Source organism: Streptomyces sp. NPDC041108 (assembly GCF_055592645.1).
Genome location: NZ_JBVIYK010000007.1, coordinates 38,912 through 65,413, shown reverse-complemented (window position 1 = coordinate 65,413; position 26,502 = coordinate 38,912). Strand labels below are relative to the sequence as shown.

General features: G+C 69.9%; 23 protein-coding genes. 21 read left to right on the top strand and 2 right to left on the bottom strand.

Features of this window, described 5'->3' with window-relative positions:
• Positions 1-2: 2 nt before the first annotated feature.
• From ACZ6BB_RS20920 to ACZ6BB_RS20870, 11 genes are all read left to right on the top strand, one after another.
• Complete coding sequence (locus tag ACZ6BB_RS20920) at positions 3-2,336, top strand: SDR family oxidoreductase (protein ID WP_471616653.1); 2,334 nt, start codon at positions 3-5, stop codon at positions 2,334-2,336.
• A gap of 192 nt (positions 2,337-2,528) precedes the next feature.
• A complete protein-coding gene (locus tag ACZ6BB_RS20915) occupies positions 2,529-3,920 on the top strand; it encodes an MFS transporter (RefSeq protein ID WP_471616652.1) in 1,392 nt (463 codons plus the stop codon).
• Entirely contained in the window at positions 3,910-4,494 is a 585-nt protein-coding gene (locus ACZ6BB_RS20910; protein WP_471616651.1) for an NADPH-dependent FMN reductase, read from the top strand. Before ACZ6BB_RS20915 ends, ACZ6BB_RS20910 begins: the two co-directional genes overlap by 11 nt.
• A gap of 83 nt (positions 4,495-4,577) precedes the next feature.
• Positions 4,578-4,988, top strand: a complete 411-nt coding sequence (locus ACZ6BB_RS20905) for an acyl carrier protein (RefSeq protein ID WP_471616650.1) — start codon at positions 4,578-4,580, stop codon at positions 4,986-4,988.
• On the top strand, positions 4,985-5,854 hold the full coding sequence (locus tag ACZ6BB_RS20900; RefSeq protein WP_471616649.1) for a 4'-phosphopantetheinyl transferase family protein: 870 nt from the start codon (positions 4,985-4,987) through the stop codon (positions 5,852-5,854). Before ACZ6BB_RS20905 ends, ACZ6BB_RS20900 begins: the two co-directional genes overlap by 4 nt.
• Complete coding sequence (locus ACZ6BB_RS20895; RefSeq protein WP_471616648.1) at positions 5,851-6,837, top strand: ACP S-malonyltransferase; 987 nt, start codon at positions 5,851-5,853, stop codon at positions 6,835-6,837. The genes ACZ6BB_RS20900 and ACZ6BB_RS20895 overlap by 4 nt, the downstream gene beginning before the upstream one ends.
• A 79-nt stretch (positions 6,838-6,916) precedes the next feature.
• Positions 6,917-8,479 carry an acyl-CoA carboxylase subunit beta gene (locus tag ACZ6BB_RS20890; RefSeq protein ID WP_471616647.1) on the top strand — a complete coding sequence of 521 codons (1,563 nt, stop codon included), beginning with the start codon at positions 6,917-6,919 and terminating at the stop codon, positions 8,477-8,479.
• A gap of 14 nt (positions 8,480-8,493) precedes the next feature.
• Positions 8,494-8,709 (top strand): acyl-CoA carboxylase epsilon subunit, encoded by a 216-nt coding sequence (locus ACZ6BB_RS20885; RefSeq protein WP_471616646.1) that lies wholly within the window; start codon positions 8,494-8,496, stop codon positions 8,707-8,709.
• 674 nt (positions 8,710-9,383) lie between these two features.
• Positions 9,384-9,881, top strand: coding sequence for a nuclear transport factor 2 family protein (locus ACZ6BB_RS20880; protein ID WP_471616645.1), 498 nt, complete (start codon positions 9,384-9,386; stop codon positions 9,879-9,881).
• 35 nt (positions 9,882-9,916) lie between these two features.
• Positions 9,917-10,798 (top strand): SCO6745 family protein, encoded by an 882-nt coding sequence (locus tag ACZ6BB_RS20875; RefSeq protein WP_471616644.1) that lies wholly within the window; start codon positions 9,917-9,919, stop codon positions 10,796-10,798.
• A gap of 43 nt (positions 10,799-10,841) precedes the next feature.
• Positions 10,842-11,447, top strand: coding sequence for a dTDP-4-dehydrorhamnose 3,5-epimerase family protein (locus ACZ6BB_RS20870; protein WP_471616643.1), 606 nt, complete (start codon positions 10,842-10,844; stop codon positions 11,445-11,447).
• A gap of 60 nt (positions 11,448-11,507) precedes the next feature.
• Here ACZ6BB_RS20870 and ACZ6BB_RS20865 read toward each other — a convergent pair whose 3' ends face one another.
• The gene (locus ACZ6BB_RS20865) at positions 11,508-12,179 is read right to left on the bottom strand and encodes a hypothetical protein (RefSeq protein WP_471616642.1); all 672 of its coding nucleotides are present in this window, start codon (positions 12,177-12,179) and stop codon (positions 11,508-11,510) included.
• Between the two features lie 190 nt (positions 12,180-12,369).
• Here ACZ6BB_RS20865 and ACZ6BB_RS20860 point away from each other — a divergent pair, with 190 nt between their 5' ends.
• The 10 genes from ACZ6BB_RS20860 to ACZ6BB_RS20815 all read left to right on the top strand — a co-directional run bounded on the left by ACZ6BB_RS20860 (position 12,370) and on the right by ACZ6BB_RS20815 (position 24,985).
• Positions 12,370-13,860, top strand: a complete 1,491-nt coding sequence (locus ACZ6BB_RS20860; protein WP_471616641.1) for an FAD-dependent monooxygenase — start codon at positions 12,370-12,372, stop codon at positions 13,858-13,860.
• A 43-nt stretch (positions 13,861-13,903) separates the two neighbouring features.
• Complete coding sequence (locus ACZ6BB_RS20855) at positions 13,904-15,217, top strand: activator-dependent family glycosyltransferase (protein ID WP_471616640.1); 1,314 nt, start codon at positions 13,904-13,906, stop codon at positions 15,215-15,217.
• Entirely contained in the window at positions 15,214-16,803 is a 1,590-nt protein-coding gene (locus ACZ6BB_RS20850) for an MFS transporter (RefSeq protein ID WP_471616639.1), read from the top strand. Before ACZ6BB_RS20855 ends, ACZ6BB_RS20850 begins: the two co-directional genes overlap by 4 nt.
• A 129-nt stretch (positions 16,804-16,932) precedes the next feature.
• Positions 16,933-18,108 carry a DegT/DnrJ/EryC1/StrS family aminotransferase gene (locus ACZ6BB_RS20845; protein WP_471616638.1) on the top strand — a complete coding sequence of 392 codons (1,176 nt, stop codon included), beginning with the start codon at positions 16,933-16,935 and terminating at the stop codon, positions 18,106-18,108.
• 13 nt (positions 18,109-18,121) lie between these two features.
• Entirely contained in the window at positions 18,122-19,201 is a 1,080-nt protein-coding gene (locus tag ACZ6BB_RS20840; protein ID WP_471616637.1) for a glucose-1-phosphate thymidylyltransferase, read from the top strand.
• A complete protein-coding gene (rfbB, locus tag ACZ6BB_RS20835; protein ID WP_471616636.1) occupies positions 19,198-20,196 on the top strand; it encodes a dTDP-glucose 4,6-dehydratase in 999 nt (332 codons plus the stop codon). Before ACZ6BB_RS20840 ends, rfbB begins: the two co-directional genes overlap by 4 nt.
• Positions 20,189-21,505 (top strand): lipopolysaccharide biosynthesis protein RfbH, encoded by a 1,317-nt coding sequence (gene rfbH / locus ACZ6BB_RS20830; protein ID WP_471616635.1) that lies wholly within the window; start codon positions 20,189-20,191, stop codon positions 21,503-21,505. Before rfbB ends, rfbH begins: the two co-directional genes overlap by 8 nt.
• Complete coding sequence (locus tag ACZ6BB_RS20825; RefSeq protein ID WP_471616634.1) at positions 21,502-22,914, top strand: NDP-hexose 2,3-dehydratase family protein; 1,413 nt, start codon at positions 21,502-21,504, stop codon at positions 22,912-22,914. Before rfbH ends, ACZ6BB_RS20825 begins: the two co-directional genes overlap by 4 nt.
• Positions 22,914-23,894, top strand: a complete 981-nt coding sequence (locus tag ACZ6BB_RS20820) for a Gfo/Idh/MocA family protein (protein ID WP_471616633.1) — start codon at positions 22,914-22,916, stop codon at positions 23,892-23,894. The genes ACZ6BB_RS20825 and ACZ6BB_RS20820 overlap by 1 nt, the downstream gene beginning before the upstream one ends.
• A gap of 209 nt (positions 23,895-24,103) precedes the next feature.
• Positions 24,104-24,985: an alpha/beta hydrolase gene (locus ACZ6BB_RS20815; protein WP_471616632.1), complete on the top strand. Its 882-nt coding sequence runs from the start codon at positions 24,104-24,106 to the stop codon at positions 24,983-24,985.
• A gap of 467 nt (positions 24,986-25,452) precedes the next feature.
• Here ACZ6BB_RS20815 and ACZ6BB_RS20810 read toward each other — a convergent pair whose 3' ends face one another.
• On the bottom strand, positions 25,453-26,358 hold the full coding sequence (locus ACZ6BB_RS20810; RefSeq protein WP_471616631.1) for an NADP-dependent oxidoreductase: 906 nt from the start codon (positions 26,356-26,358) through the stop codon (positions 25,453-25,455).
• Positions 26,359-26,502: the final 144 nt, after the last annotated feature.

The following is a 26,502-nucleotide window of genomic DNA, read 5'->3' as shown; positions in this document are numbered from 1 at the left end:
CCATGACCGGGGACCCCACCGAGACCCAGGTGGTCGTGGTCGGCGCGGGCCCGGTCGGGCTGTTCCTCGCGGGTGAGCTCCGGCTCGCCGGCGCGGACGTGGTGGTCCTCGAGCAGCTCACCGCGCCGACCACCGAGTCGCGGGCCTCCACGCTGCACGCCCGCACCATGGAGATCCTCGACAGCCGCGGCCTGCTCACGCCGCTCGGCGACCTGCCGAACGAGCCGATGGGCCACTTCGGAGGGATACCGCTCGACCTCACCCTGCCCAGTCCCTACCCGGGCCAGTGGAAGGTCCCACAGACCCGCATGGAGGAGCTGCTCGGACAGTGGGCGAGCGACCTGGGCGCGGACATCAGGCGTGGTCACGAGGTGACCGGCCTGACCGTGACCGGGGACCACGCCGAGGCCGAAGTGCGCACCGCGGAGGGGACAACGGCGTACTTCCGCGCCCAGTGCGTCGTCGGCTGTGACGGCGAGAACAGCATCGTGCGCCGCCTGGGAGGCTTCGGCTTCCCCGGTGCCGACGCGGAACGTGAACTCCTGCGCGCCGACGTGGCGGGCATCGACATCCCGAACCGCCGCTTCGAGCGGCTCGACGGTGGACTCGCCATCGCCGCCCGACGTCGCGACGGAGTGACCCGGGTGATGGTGCACGAGTTCGGAGTCCGACCAAGAACGGGGCAGCCCGGGTTCGCGGACATCACGGAGGCCTGGAAGCGCGTCACCGGGGAGGACATCGGCGGTGGCACCCCGCTGTGGGTGAACTCCTTCGGTGACGCCTCACGGCAGGCGGACCACTACCGCGACCACCGGCTCTTCCTCGCGGGCGACGCGGCCCACCAGCAGATGCCGATCGGTGGCCAGGCCCTCAACCTCGGTCTGCAGGACGCCGTCAACCTCGGCTGGAAGCTGGCCGCACAGGTGGCCGGGCGGGGCCCGGACGGCCTGCTGGACAGCTACCACAGCGAACGGCACGCCGTCGGCCGGAAGGTCCTCGGAAACATCAGGGCCCAGGCGTTGCTGCTGCTTGGTTCGGCCGAAGTCGAGCCGGTCCGGCAGGTCCTCGCCGAACTGGCCGGCCGGAGCGAGGACGTACGGACCCACCTGGCCGGAGCGATCTCCGGCCTCGACATCCGCTATGAGGTGGGGCCCGGCGAACACCCCCTGCTCGGGAGCCGGTTGCCGCACTGGCGGCTCACCACCGACGAGGGAGCCCTCACCAGCACGGCGACGCTGCGCTCCGGGCGCGGCGTGCTGCTCCTGCTACCCGGCGACGAGGCTCGGCGCGAGGAGCTGCGCGCGGTCGCCGCGCCCTGGGCGGGACCGGTGCGCACGGTGACCGCCGGCTCGTACTCCGGCGCCGAGGCACCGCTCACCGGCGCCTTCCTGGTGCGCCCGGACGGATACGTCGTTTGGGCCGACGCCCCGGGAGCGGAGCTGGAGCAGGCGCTGAAGCGCTGGTTTGGAGCGCCGGCGGCCGGGCCGGCGGCAGCAAGGGCGAACAACACCTCGCCGGCCACAGCGACGGCGAAGAACACGGCGAAGAACACGGCGAAGAAGTGGAGAACAGACATGAACAGGCTCAAGGGCAAGACCGCCCTGGTCACGGGCTCCAGCCGAGGAATGGGCCGGGCGGCCGCGCTACGCCTCGCGCGGGAGGGCGCGCTCGTCGCCGTCCACTACACGGCGCGCAAGGACGCGGCCGACGAGGTCGTCACCGAGATCGAAAAGGACGGCGGCCGGGCCTTCACCGTCCGTGCTGAACTCGGCGTCCCCGGCGATGTGCACGAACTCTTCCTCGGTCTGGAGCGTGGCCTACGGGAGCGCACCGGCTCCACCGACCTGGACATTCTGGTCAACAACGCGGGGGTGATGGGCGGCGTCAAGCCCGAGGACACCACCCCGGAGAAGTTCGACGAGCTCTTCGCGGTCAACGCCAAGGCCCCGTTCTTCCTCATCCAGCGTGCGCTGAAGAACATGCCCGACGGCGGCCGCATCATCAACATCACCTCCGGCCTCACCCGGTTCGCGAACCCGGACGAGATCGCCTACGCCATGACCAAGGGCGCCGTCGACCAGCTCGCGCTGCACTTCGCGAAGTACCTCGGCCCGCGGAACATCACCATCAACTCCGTGGCACCGGGCATCACGCGCAACGACAACCCGGTCTTCGGCATCCCCGAGGCGGTGGAGCAGATGGCACGGCTGTCCGCCTTCAACCGCGTCGGCGAACCGGAGGACGTCGCCGATGTGGTGGCCTTCCTCGCCACCGACGAGGCTCGCTGGATCACCGGCTCCTTCATCGACGCCACGGGCGGCACGCTGCTCGGCTGAACGCCCCGCTCCCGGAGGGTCGTGTGCCCCGCCCCAGCAGCGCCGACCGGCTGGCTGCGGACGTCTGCGCCCGCGGCCGGGCCACGCTCCCTTCGCAACCCACCACTCCTTCCACCATCCCTGCGGCGAAACGGGACCATGACGCTTTCGACGACGCCCCGCGGCACGGGGCCCGCCCCGGCCGACGGGCGCTTGAGCTCTGGCCTGTGGGGGCTGCTGCTCGTGCTCGCCGGCAACATGCTCATCGACGCTCTCGAAGTCTCCGTGGCCCTCGTGGCGCTGCCCGCCATCGGCGCCGACCTGGGCTTGGCGGCCTCCCAACTGCACTGGGTGGTCTCCGGGTTCGCCGTCGGCTTCGGCGGTCTGCTGCTCTTCGGTGGCCGTGCGGTGAAGCTCCTGGGCCGCAGACCCGTCTATCTGGCGGCGCTGCTCGTGTTCGGTGCCGCGTCCCTGGCGGGCGCGCTCGCCGACAGTGCGGCGTTGCTCGTCGCCACCCGTTTCGTCAAGGGATTCTGCGCGGCTCTCACCGCGCCGACCGGGCTCGCCATCATCGCGTCCACGTTCCCCGAAGGGCCGGCACGCAGCCGTGCTCTGTCCGTCTACTCCCTCTTCGGCGCCAGCGGCTTCTCCGCGGGACTGCTTCTGTCAGGAGCGCTGACCGAGCTGAGCTGGCGCTGGACCTTTGCCGCCCCGGCCCCAGTGGCCCTGCTGCTCTTCGTCGCCGGACTGAGGCTGATCCCACGCGACCGACCCGACCCCGGCACCCCACGGCGCTACGACGCCGCCGGCGCCCTCAGCCTGACTGGGGCGACGCTGGTGCTGGTGTACGCGATCGCCTCCGGCGCGGGCGCCGGCTGGGACCATCCGCGCACCATCGGTGCGTTCGTGCTTGCCGCGCTGCTCACGGCGGTCTTCCTCCGTGTCGAACTCTCCGTCGCGCAGCCCCTGTTGTCCCTGGAGCTGTTCGCGCATGGAGCGCTGGTGCGCTCCGCGCTGGGTGCCGGCGCGCTCAACGGCTCGTATCTCGGGCTGCTCCTGGTCAGCACCCTGCACCTGCAGCAGAAGGCCGGATGGAGCCCCCTTCAGACCGGCCTCGCCTTCCTGCCGGCCGCCGCACCGCTCGCCCTGACGGCGCTCTGGTCGGGGCGGATCGTGGCCCGGTTCGGCCCCGCCCGGCTGATCGCGGCCGGTGCCCTCGCGGCACCGCTCGGCTATCTGCTCTACCCGCGCGACGGCTCGGCCACCGTGCACTACACCACCGACATCCTGCCCACCATGCTGCTCGTCGGCGCCGCCTTCGTCCTCGCCTTCACCGCCTTCCACGTACAGGCCACCGGCGCCGTACCGGACGGCCGGCAGGAGGCGGCCGGGGGTCTCTACCAGACCACTGTCCAGCTGGGCGCAGCTCTCATGACCGCCCTCTGTGCCGCCCTCTACCCGGTGAGCACCGCGGCGGTGCTCTGGCTGATCGCGACCGTCGGCCTGTCCGGCCTGGCCGTCGCTCTCTTCGGCCTCCTACCGCGAAAGGCGGCCCCACCGGGCGCCCCCACTTCACCGGATGAAAGGAAACACCATGTTGAATGAGCCCCTGAGGCTCGCGGTCATCGTCGGCAGCGTCCGCGAAGGCCGATTCGGGCCAGTGGTCGGCGAGTGGTTCGCCGGGCAAGCCAAACAGCGCGAGGACATGACGGTCGATGTCATCGACCTGGCGGACCACGAGCTGCCGGCCGCCCTCTCGCACGATCCGTCGCCGGAGACCGCCGAAGCGCTCTCCAAGGTGTCGCCCCGCCTGGCGGAGGCTGACGCGTTCGTGGTGGTGACGCCGGAGTACAACCGCAGCTTCCCGGCCTCGCTCAAGCACCTCATCGACTGGCACTACACCCAGTGGCGTGCCAAGCCGGTCGGTTTCGTCTCCTACGGCGGCCTGTCCGGCGGTCTGCGTGCCGTGGAGCAACTGCGCCCTGTCTACGCCGAGATGCACGCCGTCACCGTCCGCGACGTCGTCAGCTTCCACACCGCGTGGGAGCGGTTCGGCCGGGACGGCAAGCCGGTGGACGAGGAGGGCCCGGCCGGCGCCGCCAAGGTGCTGCTCGACCAACTCGCCTGGTGGGGCACGGTGCTGCGGGAGGGGCGCGCCAAGCTCCGGTACCAGGCCTGAGGGCAGACCGGACAGGACACCGGGCCGATGAGGTGCCCGGCACGTGCCACGCACCTCGTCGGCCCCCGGACTCGGGAAAGACCATGACAGCGAACCGTACGGCGCGGGCCGCCCGCGCCTGCCCGGCCGCCGGCCAGGTGACCGTGCCCGACCGGGTTGCCCTGGCCGCGGTCGGCCTCGCCGAACGCACTCGGATCCTCGACGGCTATGTACGCCAGGAGCTCGGCCGAGTCCTGGGCATCGCCCCGCACGTGGTGGACACCATGGGCCGCCCGATGAGCAGCCTGGGAATCGGGTCCATCGCCGGGCTCGAACTGCAGCACCGCATGGAGGCGGCGCTGCACGTCGAGCTGAACCTGCAGATGCTGCTGCTCGCCAACAGCGCCGCCGAGCTGGTGGACTGCCTGGCCGGACAGCTCGGGCCACGCGAGGAGGCCGGGCACCGGCCCGTCGGCGCGGTCGGTCACCAGCACGGCCCGGCGGTTTCGGCATGACGAGCCTCCCCCTGTCGGACACCGGCCCCGAGGACCTGCTGCCCGGCAGCCCGGCCGGGGAGTACACCGTCGCCCCGGACCGGCTCGACCTGTGGCTGGTGCGCCGGCCGGAGGACCACGCCGCCGAGCTGGACTGCTCGGAACTCGACGAGGGCGAGCGGCACAGGGCCGCCTCCTTCATCCGCCCGGCCGACGGACTGCTCTACGCGGCCGCCCATGTGGCCCTGCGTCGGCTGCTCGGCCGCTACACCGGCACCGCGCCCCAGGACGTACGGTTCGTCCGCGAGCCGTGCCCCGGCTGCGGCGGGCCACACGGCCGCCCCGCACTGGCGGCCGCGCCCCTGCACTTCTCCCTCTCGCACAGCAGCGGGGTCGCTCTGGTGGGGGTGGCGGCGGTGCCACTCGGCGTCGATGTGGAGGGACTGCCCCGGCCGGAGGCGGTCGAGGTGTGCACCGCGGCGCTTCACCCGGACGAGCAGGCCGAGCTGGCGGCCGCGGACGACGCGCACCGCAGCCTGCTCTTCGGCCGGATCTGGACCCGTAAGGAGGCCTTCCTCAAGGGGATCGGCACGGGTCTGAGCCGCTCCCCGGCCCAGGACTACCTCGGCGCGGACACCACCCGGCACCCTCCCGGCTGGACCGTGCTCGACGTTCCCTGCGACGACGCGCACGCGGCCGCGGTCGCGGTGCGCGGGGCGGCGCCGCGCTCGGTCAAGGTCCGTCGGCTGACGCGGCAGTGGCTCGGCGCCGGCGGTGGCACGGGTGCGTGCGCCGCCGACACGGGTGCCGCCGATCCCTCGACCGCCCCTGACATCCCGGGTGTTGAGCGGCCACTCCAGGCTTTCACCACGGCACTCGCCTGGTGACCGACGACAAGGACGCGATCAGGATGACCGACACCGCTTTCATCTTCCCCGGCCCGTGTGCCCGACGCGTGGGGATGGGCCGTGCGGTGCTCGCCGAGCGCCCCGACCTGGCCGACACGTACTGCCGCACTGCCGACGAACATCTCGGCATCCCGCTGTCGAGGCTGTGCCTGGAAGGTCCCTCCCGGGACCTGGACGACCCTGCGGTCACCCAGCCGGCCACCTTCCTGACCAGCCTCATCACCCTGGAACTGCTCCGCGACAAGGGCGTCGAACCGGATGTGGTCGCCGGCTACGGTTTCGGCGAGTACACCGCTCTGGTCGCCGCGGGTGTCCTGCACTGGACCGATGCCCTGTGGCTCGTCCGGCTGTGCGGCGAACTGGTCGCCACCGTCAACGACCGGGTGCCGGGCGGCGCAGCCGGCGTTCTCGGCCTGCCCGGCGCCGAGGTGGCCCGATTGTGCGCAGCCTCGGCCGCCGCCACCGGGCGGACCGTCGAGGTCGGCGGCGACCACGGGCCCGACCACACGCTGGTGTCCGGCGATGCCGAGGCCGTCGCCCACCTGAAGGACGCGGCCCTCGCCGCCGGGGCCGAACGGGTGGTCGGGCTGAACACCGGTGGCCCGTGTCACTCCAGCCTGCTGCGCCCCATCGAGGCGGAGTTCACCGAGGCGCTGATCGCCACCGAGTTGCGCGACCCGCGGATCCCGTTCGTCTCCAGCGTCACCGGCACCCGGCTCTCCACCGCGGCCGAGGTCGTCGTCGCCCTGCGCGAACAGCTCACCCAGCAGGTGCGCTGGAGCGGAGCCGTGCGGCTGCTCGCCGCGACGGGCACCAAGCGCTTCGTCGAGATCGGCCCCGGTCTCGTGCTCGGCGGCCTGGTCCGCCGGATCCTGCCGGGCGCCCGCGTCCATGCCACCGCCACCACCCGCCAACTCGCCCTGACCGCCGACGCACTGACTCCCGTGGCCACCGCCGGCTGAGCCCCGAAACCCGGACCCGGAGCCGAGCCCGGCGGCCGATGCCGTATCCACCGAACCACGAGAAGAGAGTGGCACGCCTATGCCCGCAACAGACGACACGATCCGAAACCGCGTCGACGAACTCGTCGAGATCAAGGAATCGGCGCGCAGCGGTGACCGGGTCGCCACCGAGCGCCAGCACGCCAAGGGCAAGCTGACCGCGCACGAGCGGATCCAACTGCTCCTCGACAAGGGTTCCTTCAACGAGGTGGAGCCGCTGCGCCGGCACCGCGCCAGCGGCTTCGGCCTGGAACACAAGAAGCCCTACAGCGACGGCGTGATGACCGGCTGGGGCTCCGTACACGGCCGTACGGTCTTCGTGTACGCCCACGACTTCCGGATCTTCGGAGGCGCCCTCGGCGAAGCCCACGCCGAGAAGATCCACAAGATCCAGGATCTCGCAGAGGCGGCCGGCGCGCCCCTTGTCAGCCTCAACGACGGCGCGGGTGCCCGGATTCAGGAGGGTGTCACGGCCCTCGCCGGCTACGGCGGTATCTTCCGGCGCAACACCAGGGCATCCGGCGTCATACCGCAGATCAGCGTCATGCTCGGTCCCTGCGCGGGCGGGGCCGCCTACAGCCCCGCCCTGACGGACTTCGTGTTCATGGTCCGCGACACCTCGCAGATGTTCATCACCGGTCCTGACGTCGTCAAGGCCGTCACCGGTGAGGAGATCAGCCAGAACGGCCTCGGCGGCGCGGACGTCCACGCGGCCACCTCGGGCGTCTCGCACTTCGTGTACGACGACGAGGAGCAGTGCATCGAGGACGTGCGCTACCTGCTCTCGCTGCTGCCGGCCAACAATCGTGAGCTGTCGCCGGTCGAACGCTCCGGCGATCCGGTCGACCGGCTCAACGACTCCCTTCTCGACCTGGTCCCGGCCGGCTCGGGACAGGCATACGACATCCGCGAGGTCATCGAGGAAGTCGTCGACGACGGCGAGTACTTCGAGGTGCACGCGGCCTGGGCCACCAACCTGGTCTGCGCGCTGACCCGCCTGGACGGCCATGTCGTCGGCATCGTCGCCAACCAGCCCGTCTCCATGGCAGGGGTCCTCGACATCAAGGCATCGGAGAAAGGGGCCCGGTTCGTCCAGTTCTGCGATTCCTTCAACATCCCGCTGGTCACCCTGGTCGACGTGCCTGGCTTCCTGCCGGGTGTGGATCAGGAGCACGACGGCATCATCCGGCGCGGTGCCAAGCTCCTGTACGCGTACTGCAACGCCACCGTGCCGCGGGTCTCACTGGTCCTGCGCAAGGCATACGGCGGCGCCTACATCGTGATGGACTCCCGCTCCATCGGCGCCGACCTCGCCCTTGCCTGGCCCACCAACGAGATCGCGGTGATGGGTGCGGAGGGCGCGGCCAACGTCGTCTTCCGCCGTGAGATCAATGCCGCGCAGGACCCCGAGGCCGTACGGCAGCAGCGCATCGCGGAGTACAAGGACGAGCTCATGCACCCGTACTACGCGGCTGAGCGCGGCCTGATCGACGACGTCATCGACCCGCGCGAGACCCGCTCGGTGCTGATCCGCTCGCTGGACATGCTCCGTGCCAAGCACGCCGACCTGCCCTCCCGCAAGCACGGCAACCCACCCCAGTGACGGAAAGGCCCGCCATGAGTGACCCCCTCACCCTGTCCGAGGTGTTCTTCCGGATCGAGAAGGGCAACCCCGACGCCGCCGAACTGGCCGCGCTCACCGCGGTACTCCTGGCGTGCGGAACGGCCGGCTCGGAGCCGCCCGCCGAGCGTCCGCGGGCCGTCGCGCGCTGGTCCGGCCCCGCGAAGTCGGCGGTGCGCCACCTGCCGCGCAGCTGGCGCACCGCCGCCTAGCACGCACGCATGTCAAGTGTCCGACACGGTCTTCAACTCCTCGTCAACTCGATTGCCTCCCTCGGCGGGGCCGAAGAGGGTTGTCTCCAGTGTCCGGCGCACTGGCTCCTACAGGTCGATGTGAGTTCCCGGCACCCTCATCGCCTTCGTTCCCTGCGCTCGCAAGAGAGACCTCCCATGACTGGAAAACCCATCAAGCTCGCCCTGCTCGTCGGGAGCGTGCGTGACGGCCGTTTCGGGCGCGAAGGCGGCCAACTGGTCCGTCAGGCAGGCCGAGAGGCACGAGGGCGTGGCCTCGACCTGGTGGACTCTCGTCGCCGCTGCAGCTGCCGGCCCGCGCCCGGCGGCCCGCGCCCGAGATCCAGGCGATCCGCGAGCGCCTCGGCGCCCGTCCCGCCGCGGACTGCGGGCCACCGATCACCTGCGGCAGGTCTTCACCGAGGAGCATGCCGCCACCGTGCGCGACGCGCTCAGCCTCCGCAACGCCCGGACGCGGTTCGGCTCCGACGACGCGCCGACGAGCCCGGACGGCAGCGAAGCGGCTGCCAGGTCCTGCCTCAGGCAGCTGAAGTGGTGGGGGACCGCGCCGTGCCAGGCCCGCGCCACACACCCGCACAAGCGCTCACGTACCGCTTGTCGATGACCGTATGCGAGGAAACGCCATGACGGCACCCGTGACAGAGACAGCCGGACCTGACCTGAAGGAGCAGCTACGGAATCTGGTCGACCGGGCCCAGATATCTGAGCTCATCGACAGCTACACCATCCTCCTGGACACCCAGGACGAGAGCGGCGTCGAGGGGGACTGGCCCCGGCGGATCTTCACCGAGGACTGCCGGCTCACCTTCCCGATAGGCGGCCACACCGGATGGGCGGGCCTGGCGGAGTTCCACCGCGAGGCGAAGCAGAAGTTCACCGCGACCCATCATCTCAGCGGGAACCACGGCATAGTGCTCGACGGTGACCGGGCGGACGTGCGGTTCCACATGGTGGCCGTCCACGTCCACCGACCCGAGGTGCGCCGGGCCGCGCGGACGGATCCCGGGCAGCTCTTCTCGATCGGCGGCCACTACCTGGGGGAGGCCGTGCGAACCGACGACGGCTGGCGCTTCAGTGACTGGACGTTCCATGTCGTGTGGACCGCGGGAGTGAGCCCGGCCGACCTGTCATGACCGAAGCAGCGCTGCGGGAAAGAGAGTCCTCACCCATGTCACCCCTGTCCGGGCAGGCGCTCAGACACTGCCACCACCTGCTGAACATCCTGCACTCCACGGTGTACTTCAGCCCCGACTTCGACAAGGAACTGTCGGGCCGAGGGCTGGACGACGCGATGGGGCGCTACCTGGCCGGCCGGTCCGCGGCCCTCGGCCGGGTCGGGCCGGGCGTCGTCACGGCCACCTTCTACAGCTTCCAGCACACCATGGTGGACCGGCACCTCCCGGCCGTATGGGATGTCGTGTCCCCGCAGGAGGCACTGGCCGCCAGGCTGCGGGCGGCCGACACCACGCTGCGACGGGTCCTGGGAGAGCGGATCGTCGACTCCCGTGCGATGAGGGAAGCGGCTGGGCTGGCTCTGCGCGCGGCCGAGGCGGGCGTCCGACCAGGACGGCCCCTCTACGCGGCCCACGCCGACCAGCCTGTCCCGCGGGAACCGCATCTGGCGCTGTGGTACGCCGCGACCGCATTGCGTGAGCACCGGGGGGACAGCCACGTCGCCGCACTCGGCGCCGCGGGTCTGGACGGCCTGGAAGCCCTGGTCTCGCACAGCGCGAGCGACGACGGCATGCCCCGCGAGGTCGTGATGACCAAGCGCGGCTGGACGGCCGAGGACTGGTCCCAGGCCGAGGACCGGCTGCGTGAGCGCGCTCTGATGGCTGCCGACGGTTCTCTCACCGAACAGGGGCGCCGGATGCGCCTCGCACTCGAGGAGGACACGGACCGCAGGGACCGCGCCCCCTATGAACACCTCGGTGAGCGGGGTGTGGCTGAACTCACCGCGCTGACCACCGAATTCGTCCGCGCCGCAGGCACCTCGGGAGTCTTTCCCGCCGAGCTCGAGGGCTTCTTCCTGGGTGCGGTCGGCGACTGAGCCGCACCGGCTTGTGGCCGACTGCGGGAGGAGATCGACATATATGACCTCCGGAGCTGATGTGCGTTTTACCGAGCTGGACATACCCGGGGTGTTCCGTATAACGCCCGAGCACATCCGTGACGCACGGGGATCCTTCTACGAGGCGCTTCGAGTGGACGATCTGGAACAGGACCTCGGACGTCCGTTCGCTCCCAAGCAGATCAATTACTCGGTCTCGCGCCGGAATACCTTGCGCGGAATCCACAGCGTGACCACTCCACCCGGTCAGGCGAAGATTGTCACGAGTGTGCGAGGGACGGTCAGGGATATTCTGGTCGATTTACGGATCGGCTCTCCGGCCTACGGCAGACACGTCAGCAACGTCCTGGACGCTGACACCGGCGTATCGGTCTTCGTGCCCGAAGGCGTCGGGCACGGATTTCTCACCCTCACCGACGACGCCTGTGTGTGTTACGTCCTCTCCACCGCGCACGTCCCCGGCACCCAGGTCGACATCAACCCGCTCGACCCGGAGCTCGATCTGCCGTGGGGGCTGACCGAGCCGCCTCTGATGTCCGACAAGGACGCGTCCGCACCGACCGCTGCCGAGGCGCTGAGGGCCGGGCTCCTCACGCCGTGGCACGGTGAGCTCCGGCCCGAACCATGACGGGCCGCCCGGCCGCCGGACACCATGTCAGCCGGTGTCCGGCGGCCGGGCGGCCAGGGCTCAGGAGGCGGGGCCGGTCAGCTGGTGGTGCAGCACATAGCACTTGCCGCCGAGGCCGCGCACTCCACCGAGCCCCTGCAGTGTGGTGTAGGCCCGGCTGGACAAGTCGCTTTCGAGGAAGGCCCGGTGGGCGTCCGCCGAGGTCCACTCGGCGTAGTTGAGGACGTGTACTCCGTCGGTGCTCAGATGGAAGTGCATCGCCTTCAGTCCGGGAAACGGCTCGCCCAGTGGCCCGTCGAGAAGCGCGTCCACCGCCTGTCGCTGCCGCTCAGGACCGTCCACGTCGAAGACCGGGGTGACCACACACACGGCGTCCTGCGTGCCCCCTGAGGTGTTGCTCCGATAGCGGCGAAACACCTGGGGGCACAGGCGGCCGACGTCCGCCTGGGTCTCCAGACCGGGGATCGGCTGCGGCGGATGGGCCTTGGAGAATTCATCGAACGACGACTCGTCAGACCACTGGGAAATGGTCATCACATGTTCGCCGTCGACGCTTTCGAAACAGCTGAGCGACCGGAACTCGGCAGGCAGGGAAAAGCTTGCCCATTGTTTCATGATGCTTTCCACGGCCGCCTTCTGGCGGTCCCGATCTCCGACGAACCGGCGGCTCACGAGCACGATCTCAGCGTCCGGTCGGTCCATGCGGGGCAACGGGGCACTGCTGACGGTCATGGTGACTCTCCTGTGATTTCGACAACCGGGGCGGGCAATCCCATCGTTGACGCCCAGCTGCCGCCGGCGGATGCGTTTTTTCGGACATTTGAAGCAAGCTGACCAAGCTCTGTACTGGAAGCTATTGAGCCTGCTCGCTGTCCTCCGTGATGGTTGAGGCGAGAGCTCGGCATCAACGCGAGGGAGAAAGATGGGTACGTCCGTCATCGTTGTGGGCGCCGGTCCGGCCGGACTGATGCTGGCCGGAGAGCTTCGCCTGGCGGGCGCCGAAGTCGTCCTCGTGGACCGTCTCGACGGCCCGACCGGCGAATCCCGCGGCATGGGCTTCACCGCACGAACCATGGAGATCTTCCGCCAACGCGGACTGCTCCATCGCTTCGGCGAAGTCGTCACCCCCATAGCCGGCCACTTCGGCAGTCTGCCGCTGGATTTCACCCCCGACAACGGCACGCACGCCGGCGTCTCAGGAGTGCCGCAGAGATTCACCGAACAGGTGCTCCGTGACTGGGTCGCGAGCCTTGGCGTCACGGTGTCGTACGGCCGTGAACTGACCGCACTGACCGACCTCGGCGTCGCGGTCGAGGCCGAGATCACAGGCCCGGACGGCACCGAACGGCTGCGTGCCGCCTATCTGGTGGGGTGCGACGGCGGCCGGTCCACCGTGCGCCGCCTCGGCGGATTCGATTTCCCTGGTCAGGACGCCACCGTGGAACTGCTCCTCGCCGACATCAGCGGCCCGGCCGTCAGCCCTCGCTTCACCGGCGAGCGTTCGCCCGCCGGCATCGTGCTCGCCGCGCCCCTGGGCCCGGACGTCAACCGCATCGTCATCCGACTGCACGGTGCCCGCCCCCAGCACCGCACCGAACCGGTGGAGTTCGCCGAGGTCGCCGCGGCCTGGAAGCAGTTGACCGGCGAGGACATCAGCGGTGCCACCGCGCACTGGGTCAGCTCCTTCACCGACGCCGCACGCCTCGCGGACACCTACCGGCGGGGGCGCGTCCTGCTCGCGGGCGACGCCGCCCACATCCATCTGCCCGCCGGCGGACAGGGTATGAACGTATCCCTCCAGGACAGCTTCAACCTGGGCTGGAAGCTGGGCGCCGTGGTCACGGGACGTGCCCCCGAGGGCCTGCTCGACACGTACCACGAGGAACGCCACCAGGTGGGCCAGACCCTGATCACCAACACCCTGGCCCAGGGCATGCTCTTCTTCGGTGGGTCCGAGACCCAGCCGCTGCGCGATGTGATGACCCGTCTCATCGGTTTCGAGGAGCCCAACCGCCACCTCATCGGGCAGGCCAGCGGTCTCGACATCCGCTACGACGTCGGCGGCGGCGCCCACCCGGCACTCGGCATGCGGATGCCGGACCTGGAAGTGGTCACGGGCGCAGCCCCCGGCACCCCGGTCCATGTCTCCCAGCTGCTCGGCCCGGGGCGCGGTGTCCTCCTCGATCTCGCCGAAGACGCCGCGCTCCGCGTCGCCGCCGCAGCCTGGAGCGACCGTCTCGAGGTCGTCACCGGAGCCTTCCGCGACCTGCCTTCCTACGAACCGTTCGCCGGGACCGACGCGGTGCTGCTGCGCCCCGACGGCCATGTCGCCTGGACGTCCCCGGGCACGGACGACGGACTGGAGACCGCGCTGAGCCGCTGGTTCGGCACCCCCCATCGACACTCCGAGTGATCGTGTCGTGCCGACCCCCCCCACCCACCAACGGAGAAAACCCTTGCGTGTCGTCTTCACGATGCTGCCGGTGACGGCGCATCTCTTCCCGCTCACGCCACTCGCCTGGGCCCTGCAGAGCCAGGGCCACCAGGTGCGTGTGGTCACCCACGCCCATCAGGAGACCGTCGACGCCATCACGGCCGCGGGACTGACCGCCGTGCCACTGAAGGAAGAGATCGACGTCCCCGCAGCCGTCGCTGCGACTGCGCACGACGAGCGGCTGGAGTCCATCGCCCGGACCCTCGACATCGACCCCGAAGACACCAACCGCTGGCAGATGGTGCGGCACTATCTGCTGGCCCTCTTCGCGATGTACACCTCCGGCGCGGGACACGCTCCCGAGGCGGACGGGCCGCCGGCCGTGGACGAGCTCACGGAGTTCCTGCGTGAGTGGCAGCCGGATCTGGTGCTGTGGGACCCGCTGTTCGCACCGTCCCCCGTCGCAGCCCGTGCCGCTGGAGTCGCACACGCCCGGTTCCTGTGGGGGATGGACCAGTTCGGCTGGGTCCGTCAGCAGTACACGCAGCGGCTGAGGAGCAGCAATCCGCCGGGTCAGGACGTCATGGCGGAGATGATCCGTCCTCTGCTCGAACGGTACGGCGACACCTTCGACGAGGAGGTGCTGCTCGGCCAGTGGAGCGTGGACCCGACCCCCCAGGGCATGCAACTCCCGGTCCGGGGCACCACCGTCCCGGTGCGCTGGGTCCCCTACACCGGGGCCGCGCCCTTGCCCGACTGGCTGCGCGAGCGGCCGGCCCGGCCCCGGGTCGCGCTGACCCTCGGCACCAGCGCCCGCGCCCTGTTCGCCGACAACGAGGAGTTCACCGCACGGCTGGTGGCCCTAGCCGACGGCCTGGACGTGGAGTTCGTGGCCACGCTCACCGCTGAGCAACTCGCCGGAGTGGGAGCCCTGCCCGACAACGTCCGCGCCATCGACTACATCCCGCTCACCCAGCTCTTGCCGACCTGCGCGGCCGTCATCCACCACGGCGGCGGCGGCACGATCTCCGCCGCCGTCGCCGAGGGACTGCCCCAGCTGATGCTGCCGCTCGAAGGTTCCGAGTACGTCGACATGGCGCGCTACGTCGAGCGCCGGAACGCGGGACTGGTGATCGAGGCCGGCCGCGCCACCGCGGAGGAGATGCGCAAGCAACTGGAACGGGTGCTCACCGAACCGGCCTTCCGGGAAGGGGCCGCCGCGCTCCGGGCGGACATGGCGGCCGCCCCGGCACCCGCGGACATCATCCCGCGGCTGGAGATGCTGTCCGCGGCACGCGGCCGCACATCTGCGTCAGACCGAAAGGACGCCTCATGAACACCTCCGCCACGCCGCGCGCCGGGCGGCGCGAGTGGATCGGCCTCGTCACCCTCGCACTGCCCACGGTGCTGCTGTCCATGGACCTCACGGTGCTGCATCTCGCCGTGCCGATGATCAGCGCGGATCTCAAGCCCAGCGCCGCCGAGCTGTTGTGGATCACCGACATCTACGGGTTCACCCTGGCCGGGTTCCTGATCACCATGGGAACGCTCGGGGACCGGATCGGCCGCCGCAAGCTGCTGCTGATCGGCGGAGTCGCCTTCGGCCTGGCCTCGGTGCTCGCGGCCCTGTCCACCAGCGCGGTCATGCTCATCGTCACCCGCTGCCTGCTGGGCATCGCCGCCTCGACGCTGATGCCTTCCACGCTGTCACTGATCCGCAACATGTTCCTCGACGCGAAACAGCGGTCCGTCGCCATCGGCGTGTGGATGACCAGCTTCATGGTCGGCGCCCTGGCCGGTCCACTGGTCGGCGGCGCGCTGCTCGGCTCCTTCTGGTGGGGGTCGGTCTTCCTGCTGGCCGTTCCGGTGATGGTGCTGTTGCTGGTCGTCGGCCCGGTGGTACTGCCGGAGTACCGCAACGAGAACGCCGGAAGGCTCGACCTGGTCAGTGCCCTGCTGTCGCTGCTGGCGGTGCTGAGCGTGGTGTACGGCGCGAAGAAGGTCGCCTCGGAGGGATTCGGGCTGCTGCCGCTGGGATTCGTGCTGCTCGGCCTGTGCCTCGGCGCGGTCTTCGTCCGGCGGCAACGCGTCCTGAGTCAGCCCTTCCTGGACCTGAACCTGTTCAAGAGCCGTTCCTTCAACACGGCACTGACCGCGATGACGCTCGGCACGCTCATGATGATGGGCGTCAATCTGCTGGTCGCCCAGCACCTTCAGCTGGTCGCCGGGCTCTCACCCTTCGTGGCGGGGCTGTGGATGATGCCGATGACCGTGACGGCGATCATCGCCGTGATGATCGCCACAACCCTGGTCCGGACGGTCCGCCCGGCCGTCATCATCGCCACCGGACTGGTCGTCGCCGCCGTGGGCTTTCTCATGCTGACCCGGCTGGACAGTTCATCCGGCATCGGCATGCTCGTGGCGTCCTCGGTGGTCTTCGCCGCCGGCCTGAGCCCGGCCGGAGTGCTGAGCACCGACATCCTGGTGGGTTCAGCGCCGCCGGAGCGGGCCGGCGAGGCGTCCGCCATCCAGGAGACCAGCACCGAGTTCGGCGGCGCCCTCGGCCTCGCCCTGCTCGGCAGTGTCTTCAACGCCGCCTACCAGGCCGAGATCACCGACAGCGTGCCCGCCGGGGTGCCCGATGCCGCGGTCGGCGACACTCTCGGCGGCACACTGGCGGCGGTCGGGCAGTACGGCGAGACCAGCTGGGGCGACCCCCTGATCGCCGCGGCCCGGCAGTCCTTCACCGAAGCCTTCCACGCCACGGCACTGGTCTGTGTTGCGATCGCCCTGCTGACCGCGGCTGTGGTGGCCGTGTTCCTGCGGCAGGCGAACGCAACCGGCGGACCCTCCTCCGACCAGGGGGACGAGACCCTCACCCCCACCGCGCAGGAGGCCACGGTCAGCCCCGAGGGCGCCTGACCCTTCGCCGTCCCGCCGCGGCACGGCCGTCACCGGGCCGCGGCGGGGTCCGGAACCGATCCCCGTACCCGACGGTGCCTCCGCCTGCCCGCGCCCGTACAGACCCATGTTTCTACAGGAGACGTACAGATGATCAACGTGTTCCAGCCCACCATAGGCGATGAGGAACTCACCGCGGTGGCAGAGGTGTTCGCGAGCAACTGGCTCGGACACGGCCCTCGCACCAAGGAGTTCGAGGAGAGGTTCGCCGCCCACCTGGGTGTCGAACCCGGCCATGTGCTGTTCATCAACTCCGCCACCGCGGGGCTCTTCCTGGCCACGGAACTACTCGGAATCGGGCCCGGCGACGATGTCGTCATGCCGTCCGCCAGCTTTGTCGCCGCGGGCAACGCGGTCGCCTCCACCGGCGCCCGGCTGGTCTTCTGCGATGTCGACGAGCGGACCATGAACCCGACCGTCGCTCACATAGAGCAGGCCCTCACCCCCGACACCAAGGCAGTCCTGATCCTCCACTACGGCGGTCATCCCGGGGATGTCGCCGCGATCGCCCGGCTGTGCCGGGAGCGGGGCATACGGCTCATCGAGGATGCGGCCTGCGCGGTGGCCTCCACGGTGGACGGCGTGGCCTGCGGCACCTTCGGTGATGTCGCCATGTGGAGCTTCGACGCGATGAAGGTCCTGGTCACAGGGGACGGCGGCATGCTGTACGTGCGGGATCCGGAACTCGCCGCGCGCGCCAAGCGACTGGCGTACCACGGACTGGAGCAGTCCAGTGGCTTCTCCGCGGCCAGGGTGTCGCACCGCTGGTGGGAGCTGAACGTCAAGGACTTCGGTCGGCGGATCGTGGGCAACGACATCACGGCCGCCATCGGACTTGTCCAACTGACCCGACTTCCGGAGTTCGTCGCGCGTCGCCGCGCCATCAGCGAGTTGTACGGTCGGCTGCTCGCGGAGGTCGACGGTGTGGTGCTGCCGCCCGAGCCGCCGCGGGGGCAGACGTCGTCGCACTACTTCTACTGGGTGCAGCTCGAGCCCGCGATCCGTGATCTGGTCGCCGCCGACCTCCTGGAGGAAGGCGTCTACACCACCTTCCGCTACCCGCCGCTGCACAAGGTCCCGGCGTACGGAGTGGATCACGCCGAACTGCCCGGCACCGAGGCATCGTCGGAGAACACCCTGCTACTGCCGCTGCATCAGGGGCTCGACGACGAAGACGTCTTCAAGGTGGCCGCCGTGCTGCGCAAGGCAGTGGAGTACCGCTCCGCGCCGGCCGGAAGCGGCCCGGCCACTTCTCTTACACAGTGAGGAACCCATTCCCATGAAGGCTCTGGTGTTGTCCGGTGGGTCGGGGACCCGCCTGCGTCCGTTCAGCCATTCGATGCCGAAGCAACTCATCCCGATCGCGAACAAGCCGGTTCTGGAGCACGTGGTCGAGAACATCCGGGGCCTTGGCGTATCGGAGATCGGAATCATCGTGGGCGACTGGGAAGACCAGATCGCCGCGGTGATCGGCGACGGCACGCGGCTCGGGGTGAAGGTCACCTACATCCAGCAGGACCAGCCGCTGGGGCTCGCCCACTGTGTCGCCCTTGCACGGCCGTTCCTGGGAGACGACGACTTCGTCATGTATCTCGGGGACAACATGCTGCCCGATGGCGTGGTGGCAGTGGCCGAGGCGTTCCGTGCGGAGCGGCCGGCTGCGCAGGTGGTGGTGCGCAAGGTGGCGGATCCGCGGGCGTTCGGTGTGGCGGAACTGGGTCCCGACGGCGTGGTGGAGAGGCTCGTGGAGAAGCCGTCGCAGCCGCGCAGCGACCTGGCCATGATCGGGGTGTACTTCTTCTCGCCGGCGATTCACCAGGCGGTCGATTCGATCACGCCGAGCGCGCGGGGCGAGCTCGAGATCACGGATGCGATCCAGTGGCTGGTCGAGCACGGTGAGGTGGTGCGGGCCAGCCAGTACCACGGGTACTGGAAGGACACCGGTCGCGTGGACGACGTCCTCGAATGCAATCACCACATCCTGGAGGGACTGCGCACCGACGGCGCTCACGCCGGACGCGGCGCGGTCGACGCGGACAGCACCCTGAGCGGCCAGGTCCGCATCGAGGCGGGCGCCCGCGTCATCAACTCCCGGATCGACGGCCCCGTGGTCGTCGGCGAAGGGACCGTCATCGAGAACTGTCACATCGGCACGTACACGTCCATAGGGCGTGACTGCGTGCTGCGCGAGACCCGCATCAGGGACTCGATCGTCCTCGACGGCGCCACCGTCTCCGGCGTACCGGGCCTCCAGGGCTCATTGATCGGCCGCAACGCGAACGTCGGAACCGGCGACGACGGAGTCGCCTGCCACCGCCTGGTGGTCGGCGACCACACCCGGATAGAGGTCGCGGCATGAAGATCCTGATCACCGGCGGCGCCGGCTTCATCGGCTCGCACTACGTACGCTCCCTCCTGGAAGGACACTACGAGGAGTACGCCGAAGCCGACGTCACCGTCATCGACAAACTCACCTACGCCGGGAACCGCGACAACCTTCCGAAGAACCACCCGCGGCTGCGGTTCGTCCAGGGAGACATCTGCGACGCGGAGCTGCTGGGTGAACTGCTTCCCGGACACGACGCCGTGGTGCACTTCGCCGCGGAGTCGCACGTGGACCGCTCCCTGCAGTCCGCTGCCGAGTTCGTCCGGACCAATGTGGGCGGCACCCAGACACTCCTCGACGCCTGTCTGACCAGTGGCGTCGGGAGGGTGGTACACGTCTCCACGGACGAGGTGTACGGCTCCATAGCGGAAGGCTCCTGGACGGAGAGCTGGCCCCTGGCCCCCAACTCGCCGTACGCGGCCAGCAAGGCCGCCTCCGACCTCATGGCCCGCTCCTACTGGCGGACGCACGGTCTCGACGTGTCGATCACTCGCTGCTCCAACAACTACGGCCCCTACCAGCATCCCGAGAAGTTGATCCCCCTCTTCGTCACCAACCTGCTCGATGGCGCCCGACTGCCGCTCTACGGCGACGGACGCAACGTCCGTGAGTGGCTGCACGTGGACGACCACTGCCGCGCCATCCAGCTGGTCCTGACCAAGGGGGCCGGCGGCGAGATCTACAACATCGGCGGCGGCAACGAACGCACGAACCTCGACATCACCGAGGCACTCCTCGAACTCTGTGGCAGCGACTGGTCCATGGTGCGCCGCGTTGCCGACCGCAAGGGGCACGACCTGCGCTACTCCCTGGACGACAGCAAGATCCGCGAAGAGCTCGGGTACGCCCCGCGCGTCGACTTCGACCGGGGCCTGGCCGACACCGTCGCCTGGTACGGGGACAACCCCGACTGGTGGAAGGCGATCAAGCAGCGCCCCGCACACACGGAAGGCTCACAGCATGGCTGAGACCAGTGCCAACAAGGCGAACGTCCTGGACGCGACCCGTGCCTACCACGAGGAACTGCAGCGCGCGAAGGGCCCGTTCGAACCAGGCGTCACCGAGGTCTGGCCGTCGGGCGCCGTCCTCGACGCGGACGACCGGGCCGCCCTGGTCGAGGCTGCGCTGGAGATGCACATCGCCGCAGGACCGAGTTCGCAAAAGTTCGAGTCCGCCTTCGCCCGCAGGCTCGGACGGCGCAAGGCCCACCTGACGAACTCAGGCTCCTCGGCCAACCTCCTGGCACTGACCGCGCTGACCTCGCACACCCTCGGTGACCGGCGGCTGCGCAGCGGGGACGAAGTGATCACGGTCGCGGCCGGCTTCCCGACCACGGTCAACCCGATCGTGCAGAACGGGCTCGTCCCCGTCTTCATCGACGTGGAACTGGGCACGTACAACACCACTGCGGAGCGGGTGGCGCAGGCGATAGGCCCCAAGACCCGGGCCATCATGATCGCCCACGCGCTCGGCAACCCCTTCGAGGTCGCCGAGATCGCGCAACTCGCCAAGGACCACGACCTGTTCTTCGTCGAGGACAACTGCGACGCGGTCGGCTCCACCTACGGCGGCAAGCAGACCGGCACGTTCGGCGACCTCGCCACTGTCAGCTTCTACCCGGCACACCACATCACGATGGGGGAAGGCGGCATCGTCGTCACCTCGGACCTCAAGCTCGCCCGAGTGGTGGAGTCACTGCGCGACTGGGGCCGCGACTGCTGGTGCGAGCCGGGCAAGAGCAACACCTGCTTCAAGCGCTTCGAGTACCAGTTGGGCAAGCTGCCCAAGGGCTACGACCACAAGTACATCTTCTCCCACGTGGGCTACAACATGAAGGCCACCGACCTCCAGGCGGCCCTGGGCCTGACGCAGCTGAAGAAGGTCGACACGTTCATCGAGGCGCGCAAGCACAACTGGCGCCGCCTGCGCGAGAGCCTCGACGGAGTGCCCCACCTGGTCCTGCCGGAGGCCACCGCCGGCAGCGAGCCGAGCTGGTTCGGCTTCGTCATCACCGTCGACCCTGACGCGCCCTTCACCCGGGCCGCCCTGGTCGACTTCCTGGAGAGTCGCAAGATCGGAACGCGTCGGCTGTTCGCGGGCAACCTCACCCGCCAGCCCGCCTACCTCGACCAGCCGCACCGCATCGTCGGGGACCTGCGCAACAGCGACATCATCACCGAGCACACCTTCTGGGTCGGCGTCTACCCGGGGCTGACCGACGAGATGACCGACTACGTCGCCTCCAGCATCAAGGAGTTCGTGGGGGCCAACGGATGACCGCCACCACTGTCGACACCGTCCGCGGCACCGACCGCACCGTGCTGCGTAAGCGCGAGGACCCGGGGCTGCCCGGACGCATCGCCCGGTCCGCGCGCACCACCGACGGGGCCGGGCTGCGAACCGAGGACTTCACGGACTGGCTCGAAGCACGCCGCCGCGCCCACGCGTTCCGGGTCGACCGGATCCCGTTCAGTGAGCTGGAGGGATGGTCCTTCCAGGAGAGCACCGGGAACCTGGTGCACCGCAGCGGGCGCTTCTTCTCCGTGGAAGGGCTGCACGTCACCGTCGGCGACGGCCCGTTTCGCGAGTGGCAGCAACCCATCATTAATCAGCCCGAAGTCGGCATCCTGGGCATCCTCGTGAAGGAGTTCGACGGGGTCCTGCACTTCCTCATGCAGGCCAAGATGGAGCCCGGCAACCCCGGCCTCCTTCAGCTCTCCCCGACCGTCCAGGCCACCCGCAGCAACTACACCAAGGCCCACCAGGGCGCGGACGTGAAGTACATCGACTACTTCACCCGGACAGGCCGCAGCCAGATCCTCGCCGACTCGCTGCAGTCCGAGCACGGCTCCTGGTTCTTCCGCAAGAGAAACCGCAACATGCTCGTCGAGGCCTTCGGTGAGGTGCCGCTCGACGACGACTTCTGCTGGCTGACCCTCGGCCAGATCGGCGAGCTGCTGCGCCGGGACAACGTCGTCAACATGGACGCGCGTACCGTCCTGTCCTGCGCCCTGGTCCCCGAACAGGGCACGGACTCCCTGCACTCGGACACCGAGCTGCTTTCCTGGTTCACCGCCGAGCGAGCCCGGCACCACGTCTGCGCCGAGCGTGTCCCGCTCAGGGACGTCCAAGGCTGGAAGCGCGGCCACGCCACCATGGACCACGAGGCGGGGCGCTACTTCAGCGTGGTGGCGGTCGGTGTGCGGGCGGGCAACCGCGAGGTGGCCCGCTGGACCCAGCCGCTGTTCGAACCCCATGGCCTGGGCGTCACGGCGTTTCTGACCCGCAGGTTCGGGGGAGTCCCGCACCTGCTGGCGCACGCACGCGTCGAGGGCGGGTTCGCCGACACCGTCGAACTCGGGCCGACGGTCCAGTACACCCCGGAGAACTACGCCCACCTGGCGGCGGCAGACCGCCCGCCCTTCCTCGACGCGGTGCTCGACGCGGACCCGTCGCGCATCCGCTACGAGGCCGTGCACTCGGAGGAAGGCGGCCGGTTCCTGAACGCGGTAAGCCGCTGTCTCTACATCGAATCCGATGAGCAGGAGGCACCGATCGACCCGCCGCCGGGCTACGTCTGGGTCACTCCCGGTCAGTTCGCCACATTGCTGCGGCACAACCACTACGTCAACGTGCAGGCAAGGACCCTCCTTTCCTGCCTGACCTCGCGGGCGGTACGGCTCTGATGGGTGCCGTGCGCATAGGAGTGCTGGGGTGTGCCGCGATCGCGCAACGCCGCATGCTCCCCGCGATGGCGTCGGACCCGGAAGTGGAACTCGTCGCTGTCGCAAGCCGGGACGCAGCCAAGGCCCGGGCCACCGCGGACCGATTCGGTTGCCGAGCGGTGCACGGCTACGCCGAACTCCTCGCCCGCGATGACATCGACGCCGTCTATGTGCCGCTGCCCGCGGCGTTGCACGCGCGGTGGGTGGAGGCGGCGCTGGACGCCGGCAAGCACGTCCTCGCGGAGAAGCCGCTGACCACGGAGCTGGCCGTCACCGAGCGGCTCGTCGAGCGGGCCGCGGCGGCGCGGCTGGCGCTGATGGAGAACGTCATGTTCGTCCATCACCCGCAGCACGCGGTGGTACGACGCCTGCTGGCGGAGGGCGCCATCGGTGAACTCCGGCTGCTGCACGCGTCGTTCGCCATCCCCCGGCTGCCCGACGGCGACATCCGGTACGCCCCGGTGCTGGGCGGTGGAGCCCTCTGGGACACCGGCGTCTACCCGGTACGGGCGGCGTTGTACTTCCTCGGGGAGGAGCTCCGGGTCGAGGGAGCGTTGCTCGTGACAGGCGCGGGCCGAGCGGTGGACACCGCGGGAACAGCGCTCCTGAGCACGCCGCAGGGCGTGGCCGCGCAGCTTTCCTTCGGTCTCGATCACGGCTACCGGTCGGCGTACGAACTCTGGGGCAGCGAGGGGCGCATCAGCGTGGAACGGGCCTTTACGCCCCCCGCCGACCATGCGCCGTGCATCCGTGTCGAGCTGGGCACGCGAACCGAGGAGATACGCATTTCCCCCGACGACCAAGTGGCGCGCACAGTACGGGCGTTCGTCGACTCCGTGCGGGTGGGCGCAGCGCCGGACCAGGCTTCGCTGCACCAGGCGGCTCTCCTGCAGGCCGTGCGACGGCACGCCTCGGTACCCGGCCCCTCACAGGCCACCTGAAAGCGCCGTTGCACCCGGTCACGCTCGCCCTCAGCGCTGAGGCACCGTTCGCGACCCGCGACCCGCGCACCGGTTGGAGGTCGGCGACCTCCGACAGACCTACCCGACCGCCCGCCCTGTCGGCGCTGTCGTCCCCATCGGCACCTCGGTGCGGCGACGCCTCGTGTGGGGCGTCGTCGCCGCCGCCAGAAACAAGGATGGCCGTTGACATGGCTGAAGCCCCGGAGATCCACAGGATCACGCTCGACGCCGCGGGCGTCCCGATCTCGGCCTTGCTCGCCGAGCCGCCCGCACCGACGCGTGCCGTGGTGGTGGCCATCCACGGCGGCGGCATGAGCGCCGGCTACTTCGACAGCCGTGCCAGGCCGGGCCTCTCCCTGCTCGAACTCGGCGTTCAGCTCGGCTACTCGGTACTTGCCGTGGACCGGCCCGGCTACGGAGCGTCCGCGGCCCCTCTGCCCAAGGGACAGACGGTCGACCGCCAGGCGGCCACGCTGCATGCCGCGCTCGGCGACTTCGCGGGCAGCCACGAGACCGGCGCCGGATTCTTCCTGGTGGCCCACTCCAACGGCGGCAAGCTGGCACTGGCCGCCGCGGCCAGACCGTCCACCGGCCGACTGATCGGTCTGGACATATCCGGACTGGGCAGCACCCTGGCTGTGGAGCCACACCAATTGCCCGGCCCGGACGGGCACGGCGACTGGCGTCGGCACTGGGGGCCTCTGCGCCTCTATCCGCCGGACGCGTTTCGGCTCGGCCGGGCACTGGTGAGCCCGGTACCCGGCCTGGAGGCGACGGAGGGGCCGCTGTGGCCCCGCCTGTACCCGGGCATCGCGGCCCTCGTCACCGTCCCGGTCCGGTTCACCTTCGCCGAGGAGGAACGGTGGTGGCGCTTCGACGACGAGGCCGTCGAGGCGCTCACAGCGCCTCTGTCCGGCACGAAGGTGACGGTGGACCACCAGCCGTACGCGGGGCACAACATCAGCCTCGGCTGGGCGGCCCGCACCTACCACCTCAGGGCGCTGGGATTCCTGGAGGAATGCCTGCTGGAACGGGACGCGGCGCCACCACGCCCGCGCGTCTGTCCCTGAGGCGGGCCACCAGCGCGGATACCTGTTGCTGGAGTGGATCCGGCAGGCCGAGCAGGACGCACCGAAGCCCATGAGGGGCTCTGCCGGCTTCCTCCGCCAGGACCTCGACGCGGTGATTTCAACAGCGTCGCTGTCCGCCCCGTTCACGGTCCGGGCCACCGGCTCGTGATCGTGCCTGGCGACGCCGCCACCAAGCACGATCACGAGCCGGCCATTACCACCGACAAGCCGCATCCCAGACATGAAGATCACGATCTACAGCTGGAGTGCCAGTGTCCCGTGGGCGACGGCTCATGTGCCACGTGCGGTGCCCGAGTGGGGGCGGCCTGCTTGACGAGGAGACATGGAGATCGGCCCGCTCCGGAACCGCCCGCTCGCCGGTACCGATCGAGGGCACGCTCGCCACGCAGGCCCGCACGTCGCGAGTTACCTACCTCGTGGGCCTGTTCAGATACAGATCGGCCTGTTCAGATGCAGACCACGATCTTTCCTCGGGTGCGCCCACGCTCGGCGTGCGCGTGGGCGTCGGCGATCCGCTCCAGGGGGTAGGCCTGTTCGATACGGGGTGTGTAGCGGCCTTGCCCGCCCAGTTCCGCCGCCGCGGACAGGAGAGTGGAATCGTTCTCCGCGTTGACCACGTGCGCGCCCAGGCGCTGCCCGCCCGCGTGGTCGGCGACCGTCGCGACGCGCTTCGGGTCGCCCGCGATCGCGACGAGGTCGTCCAATGAGCCGGAGGCGGCGGTGTCGAGCACGATGTCGACGCCCTGCGGAGCGAGGGTGGTGAGGCGCTGGGCGAGGCCGGGGCCGTAGGTGGTGGGAACGGCGCCGAGTGCGGTGAGGAACTCGTGGTTGCGTTCACTGGCTGTCCCGATCACAGTGGCACCTTGCGCTATCGCGATCTCGACCGCCGCGCTGCCCACGCCTCCGGCGGCGCCCTCGACGAGAAGGGTGCGCCCCGCGAGGGAGCCGAGCGCGTTCAGTCCGCCCATCGCGGTCACGGACGCGAGACCGGCACCGGCGGCCTGCTCGTCGTTCCACCTGGCGGGGGTGTGCGCCCAGGCCGAGAGGATGAGCAGCTCCGCGGTCGCGCCGGTGACGCCGCCCAGCCCGAAGACCCGGTCGCCGATGCTCACCCCGTGCACCCCGTCGCCGATCTCGTCGACCACACCGGCGCCGTCGCGCCCGGGAATCTCGGGCAGGTCCAGGGGAATCAGCTGGTGCAGGGCGCCGGAGCGCAGCTTCCAGTCGATGGGATTGACGCTGGCCGCCGCGACGCGGACACGGATCTCACCGGGGCCGGGGTGGGGGGCGGGGGCCTGCTCGATCACCAGGCTCTCCGCTCCGCCGTATTCGTGGAACCGGGCTGCGCGCATAATGGTCTGCCTTAATTCGAGGGGCCGGAATGACGTGTTCATCCGACGCTCGGCACTCTAGAACCTGACGTTGACGTGAGGTGCAAGTCGCAACTGCCGCCCGGCCGGAGGAGGGCAGGCGCGGATGGGTGAGGTGGCCGAGCG

Coding starts and splice junctions, on each gene's coding strand:
- ACZ6BB_RS20820 (WP_471616633.1), top strand. CDS start 22,914: ATGGGTGCCGTGCGCATAGGAGTGCTGGGGTGTGCCGCGATCGCGCAA.
- ACZ6BB_RS20860 (WP_471616641.1), top strand. CDS start 12,370: ATGGGTACGTCCGTCATCGTTGTGGGCGCCGGTCCGGCCGGACTGATG.
- ACZ6BB_RS20900 (WP_471616649.1), top strand. CDS start 4,985: ATGACGAGCCTCCCCCTGTCGGACACCGGCCCCGAGGACCTGCTGCCC.
- ACZ6BB_RS20920 (WP_471616653.1), top strand. CDS start 3: ATGACCGGGGACCCCACCGAGACCCAGGTGGTCGTGGTCGGCGCGGGC.
- ACZ6BB_RS20885 (WP_471616646.1), top strand. CDS start 8,494: ATGAGTGACCCCCTCACCCTGTCCGAGGTGTTCTTCCGGATCGAGAAG.
- ACZ6BB_RS20850 (WP_471616639.1), top strand. CDS start 15,214: ATGAACACCTCCGCCACGCCGCGCGCCGGGCGGCGCGAGTGGATCGGC.
- ACZ6BB_RS20890 (WP_471616647.1), top strand. CDS start 6,917: ATGCCCGCAACAGACGACACGATCCGAAACCGCGTCGACGAACTCGTC.
- ACZ6BB_RS20905 (WP_471616650.1), top strand. CDS start 4,578: ATGACAGCGAACCGTACGGCGCGGGCCGCCCGCGCCTGCCCGGCCGCC.
- ACZ6BB_RS20825 (WP_471616634.1), top strand. CDS start 21,502: ATGACCGCCACCACTGTCGACACCGTCCGCGGCACCGACCGCACCGTG.
- ACZ6BB_RS20875 (WP_471616644.1), top strand. CDS start 9,917: ATGTCACCCCTGTCCGGGCAGGCGCTCAGACACTGCCACCACCTGCTG.
- rfbB (WP_471616636.1), top strand. CDS start 19,198: ATGAAGATCCTGATCACCGGCGGCGCCGGCTTCATCGGCTCGCACTAC.
- ACZ6BB_RS20865 (WP_471616642.1), bottom strand. CDS start 12,179: ATGACCGTCAGCAGTGCCCCGTTGCCCCGCATGGACCGACCGGACGCT.
- rfbH (WP_471616635.1), top strand. CDS start 20,189: ATGGCTGAGACCAGTGCCAACAAGGCGAACGTCCTGGACGCGACCCGT.
- ACZ6BB_RS20910 (WP_471616651.1), top strand. CDS start 3,910: ATGTTGAATGAGCCCCTGAGGCTCGCGGTCATCGTCGGCAGCGTCCGC.
- ACZ6BB_RS20815 (WP_471616632.1), top strand. CDS start 24,104: ATGGCTGAAGCCCCGGAGATCCACAGGATCACGCTCGACGCCGCGGGC.
- ACZ6BB_RS20840 (WP_471616637.1), top strand. CDS start 18,122: ATGAAGGCTCTGGTGTTGTCCGGTGGGTCGGGGACCCGCCTGCGTCCG.
- ACZ6BB_RS20870 (WP_471616643.1), top strand. CDS start 10,842: ATGACCTCCGGAGCTGATGTGCGTTTTACCGAGCTGGACATACCCGGG.
- ACZ6BB_RS20810 (WP_471616631.1), bottom strand. CDS start 26,358: ATGCGCGCAGCCCGGTTCCACGAATACGGCGGAGCGGAGAGCCTGGTG.
- ACZ6BB_RS20845 (WP_471616638.1), top strand. CDS start 16,933: ATGATCAACGTGTTCCAGCCCACCATAGGCGATGAGGAACTCACCGCG.